A 17,056-nucleotide genomic window follows, 5' to 3' on the forward strand; every position below is an offset into this window, starting at 1 on the left:
CGGCGGTCCGCGAAAGATTGAAACACAATGCCCCGGGCACGGACATCCGATTGAAACCGGGGCGGCGGATAACGGTCGCATCAAAGGGGCACGACGAATTGACCCTAACGCACCCGAAACCCACCATCACGACAGGACAACCCCCATGTTCGCATCTACATCCCAATCCCCCGCCTCCGCAGTCGCCGTCGCATGGCGCGCGTTCAAGTCGGCCATGACGGTCCAGTTGGGCGATCCCGGCCCCGCCCGGCGCGGTCCGAAGGCCCGCGACGTCCGTCACCTCGACGAGCATATGCTGAAGGACATCGGCTATGCCCGCGAGGACCGCATGTCGGACGAAAGCCGCGAGGTCCTGACCCGGCTTCGGGCAATGGCCTATCCCTGAGCGTGGCCGCAAAACGCCAGGACTCATGCAACGAACGACAACCGCCGCCGCCCAATTCGGGCGGCGGCGGTTTGTGGTCTGCCACAGACTGCCAACCGGATTCTCAGGCATCCGCGAATGACCCGCGCCGGAGGGCGCGGTTTCAGGCCGCCTTGCGAGTCGCCGTAGGAAACAGAAGCTCCAGGTAATCCCGGAACTGCTCGGATTGCCGTGCGGTCATGCCCGGCACCTGATAGGCCCTTTGCAGGATCAGCCCGCCCTCGATCACCGAGACGAACATTTCGGCGAGCCGCTTCGCCGTGACCGGTTTGGCCGGCGTATGAAGGTCGATCACTTCCTGGAACTTGCGGATATACATCGCCGTCCAGGTCTGCAGCGTTTCCGCCACGAACTCCTTGAGGTCGTTCTCGAAGTGGTCGTCCTCATAGGTGTAGAGCGCATACATGCAGCCGCGCGGCGGCTGCTTCGGATCTGAGAGGTAGACCTCGAAATCCGTCAGGAACTGCAGGAGCTGGTCCATCGGGTCGTCATGGGCCGCCTCCGCCCTGGCAAGGATCTCCCGGAACATCCGGATATCCGTGTCGGCATACCAGCGCATAAGCTGCTCGGTCAGGTCGGCCTTCGACCGGAAATGGTGGAAGAACGCCCCCTTTGAGACGCCTGCCTCCCGAAGGATGTCGTCGACGGAAGTGCCGGCGAAGCCCTTGCGCATCACGAGCGCCTTCGTCGCCTTCAGTATCCGTTCCTTCGACAGGTCGCCTTTCCGGCTCATGATCACCTCTTTACATTCCATTTGGTCTGTTAATCTACAGCAGAAGACGCCCAAGATCCACCCAAAAACATAACGTTTCAATTGTGTTTCGGCCATCCGCGTGCCTGAAACCAATGAAACCACGCTCTGCCTATCCCGAAAACAGACCAAACGGTATGTATAGAACAAACCAAACGGTCTGTAACTGACGGAGCGAGACATGACCACCCTGATTGCACATGTGACCGAGATCCCGCCGGCAACGATGTTCGGCGCGGCCGGGCTCGCGGCGCAGCTGGTCTGGCCGTTCTTCCGAACCCGCGAACGGATCCTGACGATCCAGCTGGGTGCGAGCTGTTCCTACGCCACCAGCTACGCGTTGATGGGTCAGGACACGGCGACCGCCGTCTGCCTGACCGGCGCGATCCAGACCACCCTCGCCCTGCTGGCCGGGGGTCGCCCCTGGCTGGCGCGTATGGGCTACGTGTTCCTGCCCTTCGTGCTGGGCATCGGCGTGCTGACCTATTCCGGGCTGCCGACGCTCTTCGCGGTGGCCGCCTGCTGCCTGGTCATGATCGGCCGCTTGCAGGCCGACACGCTGCAGATGCGCCGGATCCAGCTCACCGCCTCGCCCTTTGGCGCAATGCACGACGTGATGGTCGGCGCCTGGCCCTGCCTCGCCGGAGCCTTCGTGACCTTCGCCATCGCCTTCACCGCGTTCCGCCGTGAGCGGCGGGATCGTCGGGCCGGCGCGGTCACCGCCTGAACAACCCAATCCCGACCGGACCGGGGACTGTCCGGACTCTCACCCGAACTCACCAAACCAACCTCACCAAAGGAGAAGAAAATGGAAGATCAAACCAAGAAACTGGCAATCGTCGTTTCGCGCGGCCTCGACGACGAGCGCGCAACCGTCGCCTTCACGATCGCAAATACCGGCATCGCCTCCGGGCAGCAGGTAACGCTGTTCATGGTCAGCGCGGGTGTCGACGTCGTCCGCAAGGGCGCGGCCGACAATGTGCACATGAACCCGTTCGACCCGCCGCTGAAGGAACTGATCGACAAGTTCCAGGCAGGTGGCGGCCGCATCCTGGTCTGCCCGCCCTGTGCAAAGGTGCGCGGCTATGCCGAGAGCGACTTCATCGACGGCGTTCAGGTCGTGGGCTCCCCCGCGCTCCACGCGCTGATCCTGGATGGCGCCGCAACCCTGAGCTTCTGATCCGACCGACAGAAAAGGAGAAGACCCAATGACTTCCTGCAGCAATACCGGAATCGTCGAGAACTCCACCGCGAGAGCAATCACCGTCAGCGAGGCGCACGGCGTTCATGGCCGCGCCGGCGTGGAATTCGTCGATCCGCGCCCGCTCGAAGCGATCGAAAAGACCACGGGCAGGATTCCCGGCGCCCGTCTGATTTCCATGCGGGACATCGAAGCGGGCAAGCTCCCGGCGGCCTTTGCCGACCGCTCGCTCCACGTCGTCACGACCTGTCAGGCCGGCCCGATGGCCTCGCGCGCGGCGGCAGCTTTCGCAGAGCTGGGCTTCGCCCGTGTGAGCTGGGTCGATGGCGGCACACAGGCCTGGCTTGAGGCCGGCCTGCCCACGATCAGGTAAATGCTAGCGCGCCAAGCATCCCGGCAGCGTCAATCAAGCGGCATCGCCCCGACCGAGGCGGTGCCGCTCGAGGTTTTTGATCCCACGGCTTGATGGTGCGATCGGTTCGTTGGAGTGAATTGGAGGTGACAAACCAATTCGAGCACGTCTCCGAACGGTCAATGGACCTGCGTCTGAACCATGCCCAAGAGCATGACCGTCAAGCAAATGATCTGCCGGCGGGATGCGAGGCATGTGACCGGGGCTCGTCTCCCCATCCGGATGACGCCGTTCGCCTCCTGTCCGGACGCAAGCCAGCTTGCCGCGACCCTGCCCGGATTAAACTCTTCGCCTTGAAAGCGGACGATCATATCTGAAGGTGGCTGAGCACCTGTTGATGCGTTCCGGCACCGACGGTCCCTGCGTCATCGATGCTGCCGAGCTTCAGCAAAGCCCAGCGGTCGGCGATCCCGAGCGCAAAATCGAGATTCTGCTCGACCAGCAGGATCGTGGTGCCGTTTTCACTCCGCTCCGCCTTCAACGCCGCCGCGATCCGGGCGACGACGGTTGGCTGCAGGCCCTCGGATATCTCGTCGATCAGCAGCAGGTTCGGCCCGGTCATCAGGGCGCGGGCGATGATGAGCATCTTCTGCTCGCCCCCCGAAAGCGTGCCCGCCTTCTGCGCCAGCCTGTCCTTCAGGAACGGGAAGTGCTGGCAGACATGCTCAAGCCCCGCGGCAAGGTGCCGGTCGGCGGGAAGCGCCAGGCGAAGGTTGTCACGGATCGACAGGTCCTGAAACAACGGCTGGTCTTGCGGAGCGTAGGCCACGCCTGCCTCGACAAGCGCCTTCGGCTCGGCGCCGGTGATCTCGGCACCGTCGAACCGGATCGTTCCGTCTTTCATCGCGATCAGGCCGAGGATCGTCTTGAGTAGCGTGGTCTTGCCCATCCCGTTCTTGCCCATCAGGGCAAAGATCTCGCCGCGCCTGATATCGAGCGTCAGGTCCCGGATGATCGCGACGGCGCCGTAGCCCGACGTGACATGCTCGAGCGCGAGCTTGACGCCCGTGTCCGTGACAGCCTTATCCATGGCCGCCTCCCGAGTAGATCTTCTTGACCAGATCGTCATTGACCACTTCGTCGACCGTCCCGTCGAGAACGAGACGGCCCTGGTGCAGCACGACAATGCGGCTCGAGATGTCGCGGACAAAGTCGAGGTCGTGCTCGACGAGGATCGCAGCAAGACCGAGTTCCGTCGTCAGCTTCTGCAGCACCTCGCCGATCATCGTGCGTTCCGCCTTGGTCAGGCCGGCGGTCGGCTCGTCGAGCAGGATAAGTTCCGGCTCGAGCGCCAGCACCATCGCGAGTTCAAGGCTCTGTTTCTGCCCGTGCGAGAGCAGCGACACCTGCCCGCTCAGATGGTGATCGAGCCCGGTCAGTCGAAGGATCTCAATGGCCGGTTGCGGCAGAGAAAGAGTCTCGGACGCCTTGGTGAAGCTGGGCGTGTCGATCACGGTACGTGCCATGCGCAAGCATTCGGCGACGGTCAGGCTCTCGAATACGCTCGCCACCTGGAACTTCCGGCCAATGCCGCATCCGACGATCTGGTTCGGCACCATTCCCGCGATGCTGTGCCCGTGGAGGCGAACCACGCCGCCCGACGCCACCTTGCCATCGGAGAGGCAGCGCATCAGGGTCGTCTTGCCGGCACCGTTCGGCCCGACAAGGCTGACCAACTCGCCGGGGCGCACCGTGAGCGTGACATCCTCGAGCACCTTCTGGCTGCCATAGGATTTCTCGAGCTTCTCGACTTCGAGCAGCGGCGCGTCGCCCGACGCCAGCGCGTGCGTCCGGCCGACACGTTCGAGTGCCGGCGCCGGGGCCGCCTTCTGCCGCTGCGATCCGAGCCCGGTGACCAGCGCCGCGAGCCCGTTCGGCATGAAGATGATCATCACCACGAAGAGCGTGCCAATGACCAGCTGCCACAGGAACGGCAGGTCTCCCGAGAGCTGGGCGCTGAGATAGCCGATGCCGATCGTGCCGAGCACCGGCCCGAGGATGGTGCCCCGACCTCCGAGGGCCGTCCAGACGACGAGTTCGGTGCCGAAGACGAAGCCGGCATTCTCGGGCGCGACGACACCGGAGGCGTTGGCATAAAGGAAGCCGGCGAGCCCCGCGACACCGCCGAGCACGGCCGTGAGCGCGATCTTGATCTTCTGGGTATCGATCCCGAGATAGGCGCAGCGCGCCTCGTTGTTGCGGATCGCAGTCAGCACACGCCCGGCGTCGGAACGGACGAAGACGAGCGCGGCGACAGCAACTGCGACAAGGGCAATCCCGGCCAGCCGAAAGAACCCTTCCAGCCCCAGGTTCAGACCGAAATAGCCCACGAGACCGGAACTCGATCCCGTCCAGGTGCCGCCGGAATAGATGACCTGTGTGACGACGATCGGCACGACCAGCGAGATCACCGTGGCGTAGAAAGCGGAGGATCCGTAGTAGAAGGTCAGCCAGCCGATGGCACCCCCGAGGATCACCGGCAGCAATATGGACAGGACGAGCCCGAGCGCGATCATCGCAGGCGAATCGCCGACATGGGTCAGCACCATGGCCGTTGCGTAGGCGCCGACGCCAAAGAAGGCGGCCTGTCCGAAAGTCAGGATCCCGGTGAAGCCCCAGAGAATGTCGACCGTAATGGCGAGGATGGCGAAGATCATCGCGCGCGTCAGCACGTTCAGGGCAAACCGGTCGAGCACCAGCGGCCCCAGGAGGACGAGCAGCGCCGCCGCCGCTCCGAGGAGAACCAGGAGGCGAACGCGCCGCGCCACCGGCGGCGTCGTGGAAAGGGCGGTATCAGGCACGGGAGAGCCCTTTCGGTGAGACGCGCAGGACCAGTGCGGCGAGGACGGCGACGGTGATGCCGCCAAGGATCGGGCTGACATAGGTCGAGACGAGCACCTGCGCACCGCCGAACACCAGGCATGCAATGCCGAGTGCGGCGAAGGACTCGCCGGCGACCATCACCAGCATGAAAGACCCCACGAGCCAGGTGACGCCCATTGTGGGATCGACGCTCGTGAGCGGGGTCAGCAGCACGCCGGCCAGCGCGGCAAGCCCGCACCCGATCATGAAGGTGACGGCCCGGATTTTTTTGGTGTCGAGGCCGAGCGCGCGGGCGAGGGTCTCGTTCATGATAACGGCCCGGGCCGAAAGCCCGAGGCGTGTACCTTCCATCAGGAAGGTGAAGGCAAGACCGATCGCGATGGCGGCGGCGAGCGCAAAAAGGCGATAGATCGAATAGGAGCTTCCCAGGATGTCGGCGGTGCCTGAAAGGAGGCTCGGCGTGAACTGCACGTCGCGGCCGAACCCGAGCGTGATGAGCTGCCCGACGACGATCCCCAAACCCCAGGTCGCCAGGATGGCATCGAGCGGGCGCGAATAGAGCGGGCGCACGATGAACCTTTCTGTCAGCCCGCCCAGAGTGCCACCGACCACAAAGGCGACCGGCAGGGCCAACCAGGGGTTCAGCCCGGCATTTCCGACCGCAACGGCGCAATAGGCCCCCACTGTCAGCCAAGCGCCATGGGCAAAGTTGACGATTTTCAGGACGCCGAAGATCGTCAGCAGCCCCGTGGCGACGATGAAGAGCACCGCGGCCGTCGTCAGGATGTCGAGAAAGAGGGTCATCGGGGTCTCCCGCTGGCGGAGGGGCCGGTGCGGCCCCTCCAGAGATCAGATCAGAGATCGGGGCATTGATCGCCCGGATCGACGTTCTCGAACGACTCCACGACAGTAACGGAGCCGTCGTCCTGCACCTGACCGAGATACATCGTCAGCGGCGCGTGGTGCTGTTTGGACATCGAGATCGTGCCGCGCGGTCCGGTGAAGGAGACCTCGCCCAGCGCCTCCAGAACCGCCTTCGGGTTGGTTGAGCCGGCCTTCTCGACGGCCGCCTTGTAGAGATAGACGCCCTCGTATTGCGGCACCGAGAGATCGTTCGGCGTGCGCGCCTCCTCTCCGAACTTCGCCTTGATCGCCTCCATGAACGCCTTGTTCTCGGGGCTGTCGATACCGGTCACGTAGGAGGCCGAGATCAGGATCCCGGCGGCCTCGCCGCCCATGCTCTGGGCCGTGCCTTCGTCCACGGCAAGGTTCGCGTAGGGGAGTTCGACTCCTGCACCGCGAAGCTGCTTGGTCAGCGTCACGTTGGGCGCGCCGCCGGCCGTCGAAGTGATCAGCGCCTCGGCGCCCGAACTCTTGAGCTGCGAGATGATCGCGGTCCAGTCGGTGCCGTCCATGGGCAGGTATTCCTCGCCCATGACTTCTCCGCCGGTCTCGCCGATGTAACCGCGGGCGAACTCGAGCATCCCGCGACCGAAGGCGTAGTCGCTGCCGACGAGGAAGAATTTCGTGATCCCCTGTTCGTTCAGGTAGTCGACGATCGGCGGAACCTGCTGTTCCGGCACCCAGGCATTGACGAAGAGATACGGATTGCAGGACCGGCCCTCATAGAACGAGGTGTAGATGTAGGGCACCCCGCCCTTGCTCACGATGGGCAGGCCAGCGTTGCGGGCCGCGCTGGTCTCCATCGAGATCAGAACGTCGACCTCGTCGCGAAAGACGAGGCTGTCGAAGGCTTTCTGTGCCCCCACGGCCCCCGAACCGTCATCGGCGACCACGAGTTCGAGGGGCCGGCCAAGAAGCCCGCCCGCGGCGTTGATCTCGTCGACGGCAAGCTCTGCTGCCTGCACGACCGATGGCGCGACGACGCTGTTGGCGCCTGAAAGGCCTACCGGCACGCCGATCTTGATCGGGTCGCCTTCCTGCGCCATCGCGGCGCCGGCAATGAAGGTGCTGGCCAGGATGGCCGCAAGGGATTTGAGTTTCATCTGTCTGTTCCTCGCTGTTGTTTGGTTGGGAGTGCTGTCGTGGCGGGAGGTGCCGTTTAGCCGTAGAGGTCGGTCCGGCGGTCTCCCAGGATGTTGTTGTGCTCGTTGAGCTGACGGGTCGACGCGACGGTGGCCGGGTCGATCTCGGCATAAAGGATCGCCTCCTCCTGCCATCCGGCCGGGCCGGCGACGGCGAAACCGCCCGGGTCGACAATCAGGCTCTGGCCGATGAACGGCTGGCCGCGTTCCGTGCCCACGCGGTCGGCACAGGCAATGTAGAGGCCATTGCAATGCGCCGCGGCCATGTGAAGGACGTTGGACATTGCCGAGTCCTTCGGGTGCTGCCCCGGCATCGGGACCCAGTTGGTCGGTATGCAGACAACCTCTGCCCCGGCATCCGCGAGCAGCCGGAAGGTTTCGGGAAACCAGCCGTCATAACAGATCGCCATGCCGATCCGCCCGAGCGGCGTGTCGAAGACGGGCAACCCCAGATCGCCTGGCGTGAAAATGAGCGTTTCGCGGTCCCAGAGGTGTAGCTTTCGGTAGCCGCCGATATAGCCGTCCGGGCCACACAGCATGGCGGAATTGTAGAAGCGCCCCTCTGCCGCCTCGGCAACGCCGGAGACGATGTGGATGCCCAACTCCTCGGCAAGCGCACAGAGCCGCCGCGCAGTTTCTCCGTCTGGCACAGGGGCGGCGAGCGCGGCCAGTTCCTCGGGGCCCTCAAAGACATATCCGCTGTCGGCCAGTTCGGGCAGCACGACCAGCGACGCGCCCTTCGACTGGGCCACGCGGATCCGCGCCTCCATCGCGTCGAGATTTGCCTCTCGCGCACCGATATGCGGTTCGAACTGGATGCAGGCTACCGTGTATGGCGCACTGCCGGCGGGTCGGGTCATTTCTGTCTCCAAAACGCAAAAAGCCCCCGCTGCGGCGCTGACCGCATGCCGGGGGCTACCTAGCCGGGATGTGATGCGGCAACCCTGCCGCTGAGCAATCCTGCTCCTGACCTAGAGGCTGGCACAGGGCCGGACTCCGTTCAAGTCAAGCTTTTCGGCAGTCCGGCCCGAAATCGCGTCAAATATTGGTCGGTTTTGAAACCGGCCGCCGCCCAAGGCCCAGCCGCGCCATGGTCTCATGTGCGGCCACGATCTCCTCGGCGATGGTGGCGAGCGCCACCCGCTCGGCCGTGGCCTGCTCGCGCAGCAACCGGTAGGCATCTTCCTCGCCCATGCCCTGTTCGTCGACCAGCAGGCGCACCGCGCGATCGACCAGCCGCCGGCCCTTCAGCGTGTCTTCCAGTTTCTGCACCTTCGCCGCCAGCCGCTTCTCGTGGCGTCGTCGGTACCGCGCGAGCGTGAACTGGGTCAGGATGCCGAGAGGACGCAGCGGGCGGCTCATGACGCCGTGCGCGTTGAGATCGTAGATCGCCTGCAGTGTTGTCGGGCTTTCGTAGGTGACGACGGCGACGATCGCGACGTCCTGCTCGTCGAGGATCGGCGCAATCTCGGTGAGCGAAACATCATCGACCCCGACGAAGACAGTGTCGATCTCCTCGGGAAAGACGCGCGGCGGGGGCCAGGCCACCCGCACTTCGCAGCCAAGCCGGCGCAGGTGGTCGTGCAGCAGCTTGCCCTCCTCGTCCTGCGGCAGGATCAGCAACACCCGCGCTCGCCGCAGCTCGTCCAGTATCCGGCGCGCACCTTTCATGACCACTCCCGAAGTGACGGTTCCTCGAACCAGGTATTGGCAAGGTAGGGATCGGGCCGGATCAGCGCACCGCCCTCCCAGACGATGTCGAAGAGCCCGTCCCTGCGCGCCACCCCGATGCGCGGTGTGAGCCAAAGGTGGCGCGTGTCGGGATCCACGCAGACCGGCCCTTCGGGCGCCTCGAATTCGTCGCCCAGCACGTCGAGCGCGATCCGTCGCGGATCGACCGTGCCGACCCTCTCCAGCGCCCGCGCAAAAAGATGCACCTGCAGGTAGGCCGGTTCGGAATAGATGCTGGTCGTTGCCGTCGCGCCGTAGCGCGCCTTGAACGCGGCAACGAATTCCGAGTTCTCTGGCCTGTCGATCGTCTGAAAGTAGGTCGATGCAAGAATGTGCCCGTCACATCTTTCCGGCCCGATATGCGCGACTTCGGATTCCGCCATCGTCAGGCTGGCAACCGGACAGGTCGCGCGGTCGATGCCGGCCGCATCATATCGGGCATAGAACGCGTGGGCGGCCGTGCCGATGACGGTCGAGAAGATCGCGTCGGGCGCTGTCTGCCGGATTTCCTCGACCACCTCCGCGACGATCGCGGGAGAGGCTCCAAGAGGAATGTAACGCTCACCGACGATGTCGCCGCCCTTGGCCTCGATCAGGTCGCGCATCACCCGGTTCGATTCACGCGGGAAGATGTAGTCGCATCCCGCGAGGAAGATCCGCCCCCCGTGCCGCTCCAGCAGGTAATCGGCGAGTGGCGGGCAGAGCTGGTTGGCGGTCGCACCGGCATAGACGAGGTTTTCGCTGTATTCGAACCCCTCGTACATTGAGGGATAGAACAGCAGGCCATTGTGCCGTTCCACGATCGACAGCACCGCCTTCCGACTCGCCGACATGGAACAGCCGAAGATCACATCGATTTCGTCCTCGGCAAGCATGCGTCGCGTCAGAGCCCGATACGCGTCATTGGACGCGCCGGGGTCGTAGCCGACTGGCACCAATTCGTGCCCGCAAACGCCGCCAGCCTTGTTGATCTCGTCGATCGCCAGCATGGTGCCGGCAATATGTTCCTGCTCGGTCACGAAAGTCGTGCCGCTCCTCGAGAACAACACGCCGACCTTCAACGGATCCTGCTTCCGCGGCACCCTGCCACCATCCTGGATACGGAACACATGCCCTCGAGAGCTTATGGGCGCCAACCGGGACACGCAATGCGCGTCCTGTGCCATCCGTTGAGAGGTTTCGCGTTCGGCTTCCTTCCGGAGGCTCTGTCGGTCAGTTTCGAACTCGTCAGTGCAAGGCCGGGATCACCACCCCACTTGCCTCGTCAAGCGGGCGCTATTGCAGTCCAGGCCGGAGCAGTTCCGCGCACCTTTCATAAATCTCCGCTGAAAAGATCGAACAGTCCCGCTCCACCAGATCGGAACGGGTTCGTGGCAAACATCGATATCGTGCTTGTCAACTTCTCCCTGACTCCACCGCTTGTCAGCTTTCGCGCAGGCTCCGGTTGGCGGATTTCAGGATCGGTTCAAACAGATACTCGAGAACGGTTTTTTCTTCGTTCAGGATCATGACCTCTGTTGGCATTCCCGGAATCAGACGCACCGAGCTGAGGCCGGCAAGGTCTTCCGAATTGACCTCGACCTTGGCGAGGAAATACGGCTCTCCGGTCCGGTCTTCGACCAGACGATCAGCGGAAACTGATCGCAGGACGCCGTGGATCATGGGGAGGTTCCTTTGCTTGTAGGCCGTGAGAACGACGCGCGCGGTCATTCCGGGGAGGACCCTGTCGATGTCATTGGGTTTGACACGTGCATCAATTATCAAGCGTGCTTCGCTCGGCACGATTTCCAGTATCGTCTCTCCCGGACGAAGCACGCCGGCCTCCGTGGTGGCATGGATGTTCATGACCGTTCCGGGCATCGACGCGCGCACGACGGTGCGTGCAAGAACGTCCTCTCGAGACGGAATCTGGCTCCGGATCTCGCCAAGAAGACGCTGGATCTCAGCCAACCCGTCGTTTGCCTGCTCAACGACGGCTTCGCGCATGGTCAGAAGCTGAATCTCGGTCTCGCCAATCCGTTGCGCATTCTCGGCAATATGAGCCCGGTTGAGCGCCTTGTCAGCCTCGAGGTCCGCATGGGCACGCTTGAGGGCCAGGAGCCGTGACGCCTCGGCAAGACCCTTGTCGTATAGGGTTTGGACACTCCTGATTTCTTCAAGCACGAGCTCAATCTGGCGCTCTTGTGCGACCGTGACGTCCTCCAGGCCCGCATTTTGCTCTTCAAGTTGAAGAATCCTCTGATGCAGGATTTTTTCTCGGCCGGCTTGAGTGGCGCGCTGGCTTGCGAGCAAGTCCTGTTGCGCCTCCATGGCAAGCTTTGCCTCATCGCTTGCGTCGTTCACGAGGTTTTCCGGAAAGGGTATCGCCTCCTTGTCCGAGCGTTGCGCGAGAAGCCGCGCCTCCATGGCCGTGAGGTGAAGAAGGCGCTTGTGGAGTTCCTCATAGCGGGCGCGCGCCTGAACATCCTCAAGCGTGACGAGCGGATCGCCTGCCGCCACGACGTCACCCTCCCGCACATGGATCGAGCGGACGATCCCCCCCTCAAGATGTGCTACGGTCTTCCGGTCGCCTTCCGGGCTGACGACCCCCGGAGCAATCGCCGCGCTCGAGAGCGGCGCCAGAACTGACCAACTTCCAAAGAACAGGACCAGCACCACGGAAGCAGCCAAGCCCATGAATTTCGGACGCCTGACCATCATGGAAAGGGGCTCTGCCCTTTCCGGAGGTCGACGCGCACCAACGATCCGACGCAGCACCAAAAGCACGATCAAAAACGCCAGAATGAACGTGATGACGGTCATGAGGCCCTGAACGTGCGGTTCCGTCCAGCCGGCCCTGTCCATCGGACGAGCAAGTTCGGGCGGCAGGGCGATGCCGATCTGCTCAAGGATCGTTCTGCCCCATTCAAGGCCAGCATTCAGCTTCTCGATCGAGATACTTCCAGCTTCGCGGAGACGGTCCAGAGATTCCTGTAACATGGGTCTATTCCGCTGCAGTCGAGGTCATTTTGTTGTGTTGGCGGACGCTGGCTGCCTGCTTCGGGGCGTCCGAAGCGGGTATCACCCTCTGAACGCGCTCCGGAGCGACGGCGGTCTTTCGCACGGCGCGTTCCACCGGTTTAAGCACATCGTCGCGGTCACCGAACTTCGCCACGACACCATCCTGAAGCACCAGTATCTTGTCGGTCGCCTTGAGGATCTCCGCGCGATGGGAGACGACAACGACCGTCTTTTGCTGTTTCTTGAGCTGCCGCAACGCGTCGAGAAGCGCGGTGTCTCCTGCGCCGTCGAGATTGGAGTTCGGCTCGTCGAGCACGACAAATGCCGGGTCGCCATAGAGCGCGCGGGCAAGCCCAATGCGCTGGCGCTGACCGAGCGAGATCCGGTCGGCATGCGGACCGACATCGGTTTCGTACCCCTTCGGCAGGTGCAGCACCATCTCGTGCACACCCGCCATCTTCGCAGCTCTTACAACGGCATCTCCGTCTAGCGCGCCAAATCGAGAGATGTTCTCCGCCACGCTGCCGGGGAAGAGTTCGACAATTTGCGGCAGGTATCCGATATGGGGTCCCAGTTCCGCGGCGTCCCAGTCATGAACGTCGGCTCCGTCCAGGCGGACATGCCCGGACGCCGGTTTCCAAGCGCCCACCAGCAACCTGCAGAGTGTCGATTTTCCTGCTCCGGACGCTCCGATCACGGCACAGCACGTGCCACTGGACTCGAGCGTGAAACTGACATTGCGGAGGATTGGGGCGTTCCCCTCCGGTGCCATGAAGGAAACGCTTTCGACCGAAAGGACGCCTTCCGGCCTCGGCAGCTTCACGCGTTCTGGCGCGGTTTCGAGCCCCTCGAACATGCGTTCGAGATTGCGCCGTGCCGAACGCGCCGCCACGAAGCGGCGCCAGGCCGCTGTTAGCCGGTCGATCGGCGCCAGCGCCCGGCTGGTGATGATCGAGGCCGCGATCATGGCCCCCGGCGTTATTGCGGCAGAGAGCACGAGATAGGCACCCGTGCCAAGAATGAGAACCTGAACCGCGAGCCGAAAGGATCGGGTGTAACTCAGGATCGTGGCAGTCTTTTCCGTCAGAATCTGTTGTTCCGCGCGCGCCCGGCCATGAAGTTCGCGCCACCGGGAGAAAATTGCCGGAGCCATGCCGAGCGGCGAAATCGTCTCGCCCCCGTCGACGAAACGAACGGCCGTCTGGTTGGCCGCCTTGAGGCGCGCCGCGGCCTCCCGCTGTCGCGTCCGTGTCAACAGATCATTGACGACGGTCGAGACCAGAAGGAAGAGCGCCGCGACTGTGGCGATCGTTCCCAGGGTCGGATGCAACAACCAGACAAAGCCCAGAAACACGATGCTCCAGGGCGCGTCCAGAAACGCAAGCGAAGCATCGCTCTGGTAGTAGTTGCGGAGGTCCGCAACGTCGCTCACGCCGGCATCGGGCTCGCCTCCGGAAAGCCGCTTCTCCATCGAGCGCAAGAGCACCGGCGCGTTCAGCTGGTCGTCAATGAACGAGGCGGAGCGTGAGAGGATGAGGCGCCTGGATTGCTCCAGCACGCCGTAGATTGCGATCGCACCGAGTGAGATGACGGTCAGCCAGATCAACGTGTCCATCGATCCGCTGGAGAGCACGCGATCATAGATCTGAAGCATGTAGATCGTCGTGGTGAGCAGCAACAGGTTGACAAGACAGCTGATGAAAATGAGCACTGGCCGATTGCGGGCGACTGCGCCGATCACATCGACAAACTGAGATTTCTTTCTGGACATTTCACTCGTTCCGGGTTCGTCCGAGCTGGATCACGGAGTGGGAGAATGCCGGCCAGGGTGTTCCCCCGGCCGGCAGTTTGCTCATGCGTCGCCAAATTCGCCGCTGTCGAACTCACCGGTGCCGTCGATGTCGATTGTCACGAGGTTCGAAATCGTCTGGTCGCCGTCAAAGTCGGTTTCCAGAACCTTGAAACTCGTGGACAGATCCGGTGTCGGTTGGCTCTCGAAATAGGAGAAACCGCCAATGTCGAAGGAGTTGTTCTTCTGCGGATCCTCGTTCGACACTCGCCAGAAGTCCGTCGGCGTTTCCGTGTCCCACTCGATCTCGTAGAACGCCAGCACGTTCTGGACCACGACGCTGTAGGCATCATCGCTCGTGTCCCCGACCGTTCCTCCGTCATCCTCAAGAACGGCATAGGCCGACACCGCGGGATCGCCGCCGGCAATGATCGGAGTGATGGTGCCGTCCTTTCCGACGGTCGCCTGGTAGATCAGCGCCTCGGTGGAATCGTAGACCCGGATCTCGGTGATATGCACCACTTCGTCATAGTTGAGCGGGTTCTGCAGGAAGTCTTCGTTCTCCGTCGTGGCTCCCTCACCGACCGAGCCGGTGGTGAGGTCATAGGCCGTGATCCCGACTTCGAGCGCTGCCTTGGTCGGGTTGACCTGCACCAGTTGCACCTTCGCGGTCGTTGCCTCGACCATGTCGGTGAAATTGAGGTAATCGCCATCGTCATAGAGACCGGCACTGAAGGTCGGGTCACCCACGACAATGCTGTCCGGCTCGGGGTTCTCGATACCCGCGAAATACATCGCCTCATACTGGCTGACCTGGTTGCCGCTGACCCCGAGGGCGATGCCGAAGCCACCGACATTGGAGGAGTTGACTGAAGTGCCGCCCGTGTTGTTGCTCTTGTCGAGCTTGTTGTCGATCGGGTCGAGCACGAGTCCTTCGGAGAAGACCAGCAGTGCGCTTCCGTCCGAGTCCCCGCCGCCGAGGGCGTTGAACACGCCATAGGCCTGGTCGCCCGACGGGAAGCCGGTGAAGACGAAGGACAGGAAGGCCTCCGGCGGATCCTTCAGCACCTCGAAGGTGTAGCTGCCCGCGCCGCTGTTGGCATCCTGATCCAGCGAGATTTCGAAGTAGCTCTGGCCGAAATCATCGGTCGTCGCATCACCGTCGAGATCCTCCTTGTAGGTGACGACGGTGTTGTCCGCCGAGGCCACGGCGCGCAGCAGCACGTCGTTCTCCGTCCCGGTCCGATCAATGAAGATGCTGTCGGTATAGCTCTCGAAGGTGTAGGTCTTCGTTGTTCCATCCCCGGACAGATCGTCGGCGCCATTGTCGTCGGTGCCGACCGCCCCGTTCAGGCTCCGCGTGATCGTGTCGCCCAGGTCGAAGTCCACCGTGCCGCCCTGAATCGGCGCCGTGAAGATCGGGATGTCGTCTTCGTGGGAATAGGCGACCAGGTTTGCAGCGCTCGGGATCGGATCATGATCGGCATCCTCCATGTCGAGAAGGCCAGAGAAGTCGATCACGCCGATGGATCCGCCACCCGATAGCTGCAACAGGTTGTTCTCCGCGCCCGGCGGGCCGTCGACAACGTTGTCGAGCTGGTCGTTGAGCGTCAGCGTCGCCTCCGCTTTGACCTTGGTCGGGTCGAGAGCATCGACGATCTGCACGAGCGAGAAGGTGAACACCAGGCGCTGATCGGCGGTCCCGTAGTTGGCATAGGCGCGGATCACATCCGTATCGCCCGCGGTGGTGGTCGTCTCGTCATGCGACGTCACGTATGTGACGAGGTCTCCCATCGACAGAAGCGCCGGAAGCACGGTGTTTGGATCGACATCGGAGATGTTGAACGACACCGGCTTGTCCGCCCCGGTGAAGATGTTCGACGTGATGCCGGCATCCGGATCCAGGACAATCGTTGCCGTATGCGCGTTGACCGATGCGTCTTCGTTGTTGCCGGTGCTGAGGGCCGTCGCGAGATCGTCCTCCTCCACCGGCGCAACCGCATTCGACGCCGCGCCCGGAGCGTCGTCCTTGAAGAACAGCGCGCCGCCGATATTGGCGAAATCGGTGTCCGTGTCGAGATCGCCATCCGTCGCCGTCGCTGTCAGAATGACGAGGTCCGAGGAGGCCAGCCCAATCGTGTCATCCGGATCCGTGGCGTCCGGGTGAAGGACGGCACGCGACTGATCCAGGGTTACCGCGCCGGTATTTTCTACGACGCTGACACGGAACACCTCCAGGCCGCCGGTCTCCGTCCGGCCGACAACGTCTCCGCCTTCCAGTGTCAGGACGACCGCTTCGTTCGACAGGGTGTCCGTCAGACCGCTGTAGACCGTTGCGCCACCGAGATCCTTGACGCTGAGCGCGTAGGTCACCGCATCGTCGTCCTCGACGTCGTTGTCGTCGGCATCCTTGAAGCCGTCATTGCCGAACTGCGGATCGAACACCGTCGAGAAGTCGGCGGAATCATCCGTCGTGAAGTCGGACTCGTCCACCGTCAGGCTCGGCGCCGCGGACTGCGTGCCGAAGGACGGCGCGTCATCCTCGAGGTTCAGCGCGCCGGTGATGTCGACCGTGTCCGTGGCGGTGTCGTAGTCGCCATCGGTGGCCGTCGCCGTCAGCGTGATCTTGTTCGACCCCGTCAGCCCGATGCTGTCATCGGGATCGCTGCTGTCGGGATGCACCACCGCCCGGCTCTGGTCCAGAGTGACCTGGCCGGTATTGGTGTCCACGCTGACGCGGAACACCTCGCCGCCGGTCGCCGAGGAGCCGATCACGACGCCGCCGACCAGGTTGAGCACCACGCTCTCGTTGGTCAGCGTGTCGACCAGCCCGGAATCGACGTCGGGCCCGCCGACCACGTTCAGCGCATAGGTCACCGC

At 63.3% G+C, this 17,056-nt stretch carries 15 protein-coding genes; 4 read left to right on the forward strand and 11 right to left on the reverse strand.

What is annotated here, in order from left to right; genetic code table 11:
• Positions 1-145 precede the first annotated feature (145 nt).
• Positions 146-385 (forward strand): hypothetical protein, encoded by a 240-nt coding sequence (locus EU800_RS05895; RefSeq protein WP_129629531.1) that lies wholly within the window; start codon positions 146-148, stop codon positions 383-385.
• A gap of 142 nt (positions 386-527) precedes the next feature.
• On the opposite strand, the gene EU800_RS05900 is transcribed toward EU800_RS05895, so the two are convergent.
• Positions 528-1,157 carry a TetR/AcrR family transcriptional regulator gene (locus EU800_RS05900; RefSeq protein WP_165354575.1) on the reverse strand — a complete coding sequence of 210 codons (630 nt, stop codon included), beginning with the start codon at positions 1,155-1,157 and terminating at the stop codon, positions 528-530.
• Positions 1,158-1,356: 199 nt separating this feature from the next.
• Here EU800_RS05900 and EU800_RS05905 point away from each other — a divergent pair, with 199 nt between their 5' ends.
• The 3 genes from EU800_RS05905 (at position 1,357) to EU800_RS05915 (ending at position 2,749) form a co-directional block, all read left to right on the forward strand.
• Complete coding sequence (locus tag EU800_RS05905) at positions 1,357-1,902, forward strand: YgjV family protein (RefSeq protein WP_129629535.1); 546 nt, start codon at positions 1,357-1,359, stop codon at positions 1,900-1,902.
• Positions 1,903-1,983: 81 nt separating this feature from the next.
• Complete coding sequence (locus tag EU800_RS05910; RefSeq protein WP_129629538.1) at positions 1,984-2,355, forward strand: DsrE family protein; 372 nt, start codon at positions 1,984-1,986, stop codon at positions 2,353-2,355.
• Positions 2,356-2,383: 28 nt separating this feature from the next.
• Complete coding sequence (locus EU800_RS05915; protein WP_129629540.1) at positions 2,384-2,749, forward strand: rhodanese-like domain-containing protein; 366 nt, start codon at positions 2,384-2,386, stop codon at positions 2,747-2,749.
• A 346-nt stretch (positions 2,750-3,095) separates the two neighbouring features.
• Here EU800_RS05915 and EU800_RS05920 read toward each other — a convergent pair whose 3' ends face one another.
• From EU800_RS05920 to EU800_RS26730, 10 genes are all read right to left on the reverse strand, one after another.
• The gene (locus tag EU800_RS05920) at positions 3,096-3,818 is read right to left on the reverse strand and encodes an ABC transporter ATP-binding protein (RefSeq protein WP_207209859.1); all 723 of its coding nucleotides are present in this window, start codon (positions 3,816-3,818) and stop codon (positions 3,096-3,098) included.
• Positions 3,811-5,589 carry an ATP-binding cassette domain-containing protein gene (locus EU800_RS05925; protein ID WP_242500408.1) on the reverse strand — a complete coding sequence of 593 codons (1,779 nt, stop codon included), beginning with the start codon at positions 5,587-5,589 and terminating at the stop codon, positions 3,811-3,813. Before EU800_RS05925 ends, EU800_RS05920 begins: the two co-directional genes overlap by 8 nt.
• Positions 5,582-6,415 (reverse strand): branched-chain amino acid ABC transporter permease, encoded by an 834-nt coding sequence (locus tag EU800_RS05930; protein ID WP_129629546.1) that lies wholly within the window; start codon positions 6,413-6,415, stop codon positions 5,582-5,584. Before EU800_RS05930 ends, EU800_RS05925 begins: the two co-directional genes overlap by 8 nt.
• Before the next feature lie 50 nt (positions 6,416-6,465).
• Entirely contained in the window at positions 6,466-7,617 is a 1,152-nt protein-coding gene (locus tag EU800_RS05935) for a substrate-binding protein (RefSeq protein ID WP_129629548.1), read from the reverse strand.
• Between the two features lie 56 nt (positions 7,618-7,673).
• The gene (locus EU800_RS05940; protein ID WP_129629550.1) at positions 7,674-8,516 is read right to left on the reverse strand and encodes a nitrilase family protein; all 843 of its coding nucleotides are present in this window, start codon (positions 8,514-8,516) and stop codon (positions 7,674-7,676) included.
• Positions 8,517-8,694: 178 nt separating this feature from the next.
• Positions 8,695-9,327, reverse strand: a complete 633-nt coding sequence (locus EU800_RS05945; protein WP_129629552.1) for an ANTAR domain-containing response regulator — start codon at positions 9,325-9,327, stop codon at positions 8,695-8,697.
• Entirely contained in the window at positions 9,324-10,469 is a 1,146-nt protein-coding gene (locus tag EU800_RS05950; protein ID WP_242500409.1) for a transporter substrate-binding domain-containing protein, read from the reverse strand. The genes EU800_RS05945 and EU800_RS05950 overlap by 4 nt, the downstream gene beginning before the upstream one ends.
• A gap of 340 nt (positions 10,470-10,809) precedes the next feature.
• Positions 10,810-12,366 (reverse strand): HlyD family type I secretion periplasmic adaptor subunit, encoded by a 1,557-nt coding sequence (locus EU800_RS05955; RefSeq protein ID WP_129629556.1) that lies wholly within the window; start codon positions 12,364-12,366, stop codon positions 10,810-10,812.
• Between the two features lie 4 nt (positions 12,367-12,370).
• A complete protein-coding gene (locus tag EU800_RS05960; RefSeq protein ID WP_129629558.1) occupies positions 12,371-14,158 on the reverse strand; it encodes a type I secretion system permease/ATPase in 1,788 nt (595 codons plus the stop codon).
• 81 nt (positions 14,159-14,239) lie between these two features.
• Positions 14,240-17,056 (reverse strand): DUF5801 repeats-in-toxin domain-containing protein (locus tag EU800_RS26730; protein ID WP_207209860.1); only part of this gene is annotated, 2,817 nt, incomplete at its 5' end.

Origin of the sequence: Tropicimonas sp. IMCC6043, assembly GCF_004146235.1 — a bacterium.
GTDB lineage: Bacteria > Pseudomonadota > Alphaproteobacteria > Rhodobacterales > Rhodobacteraceae > Tropicimonas.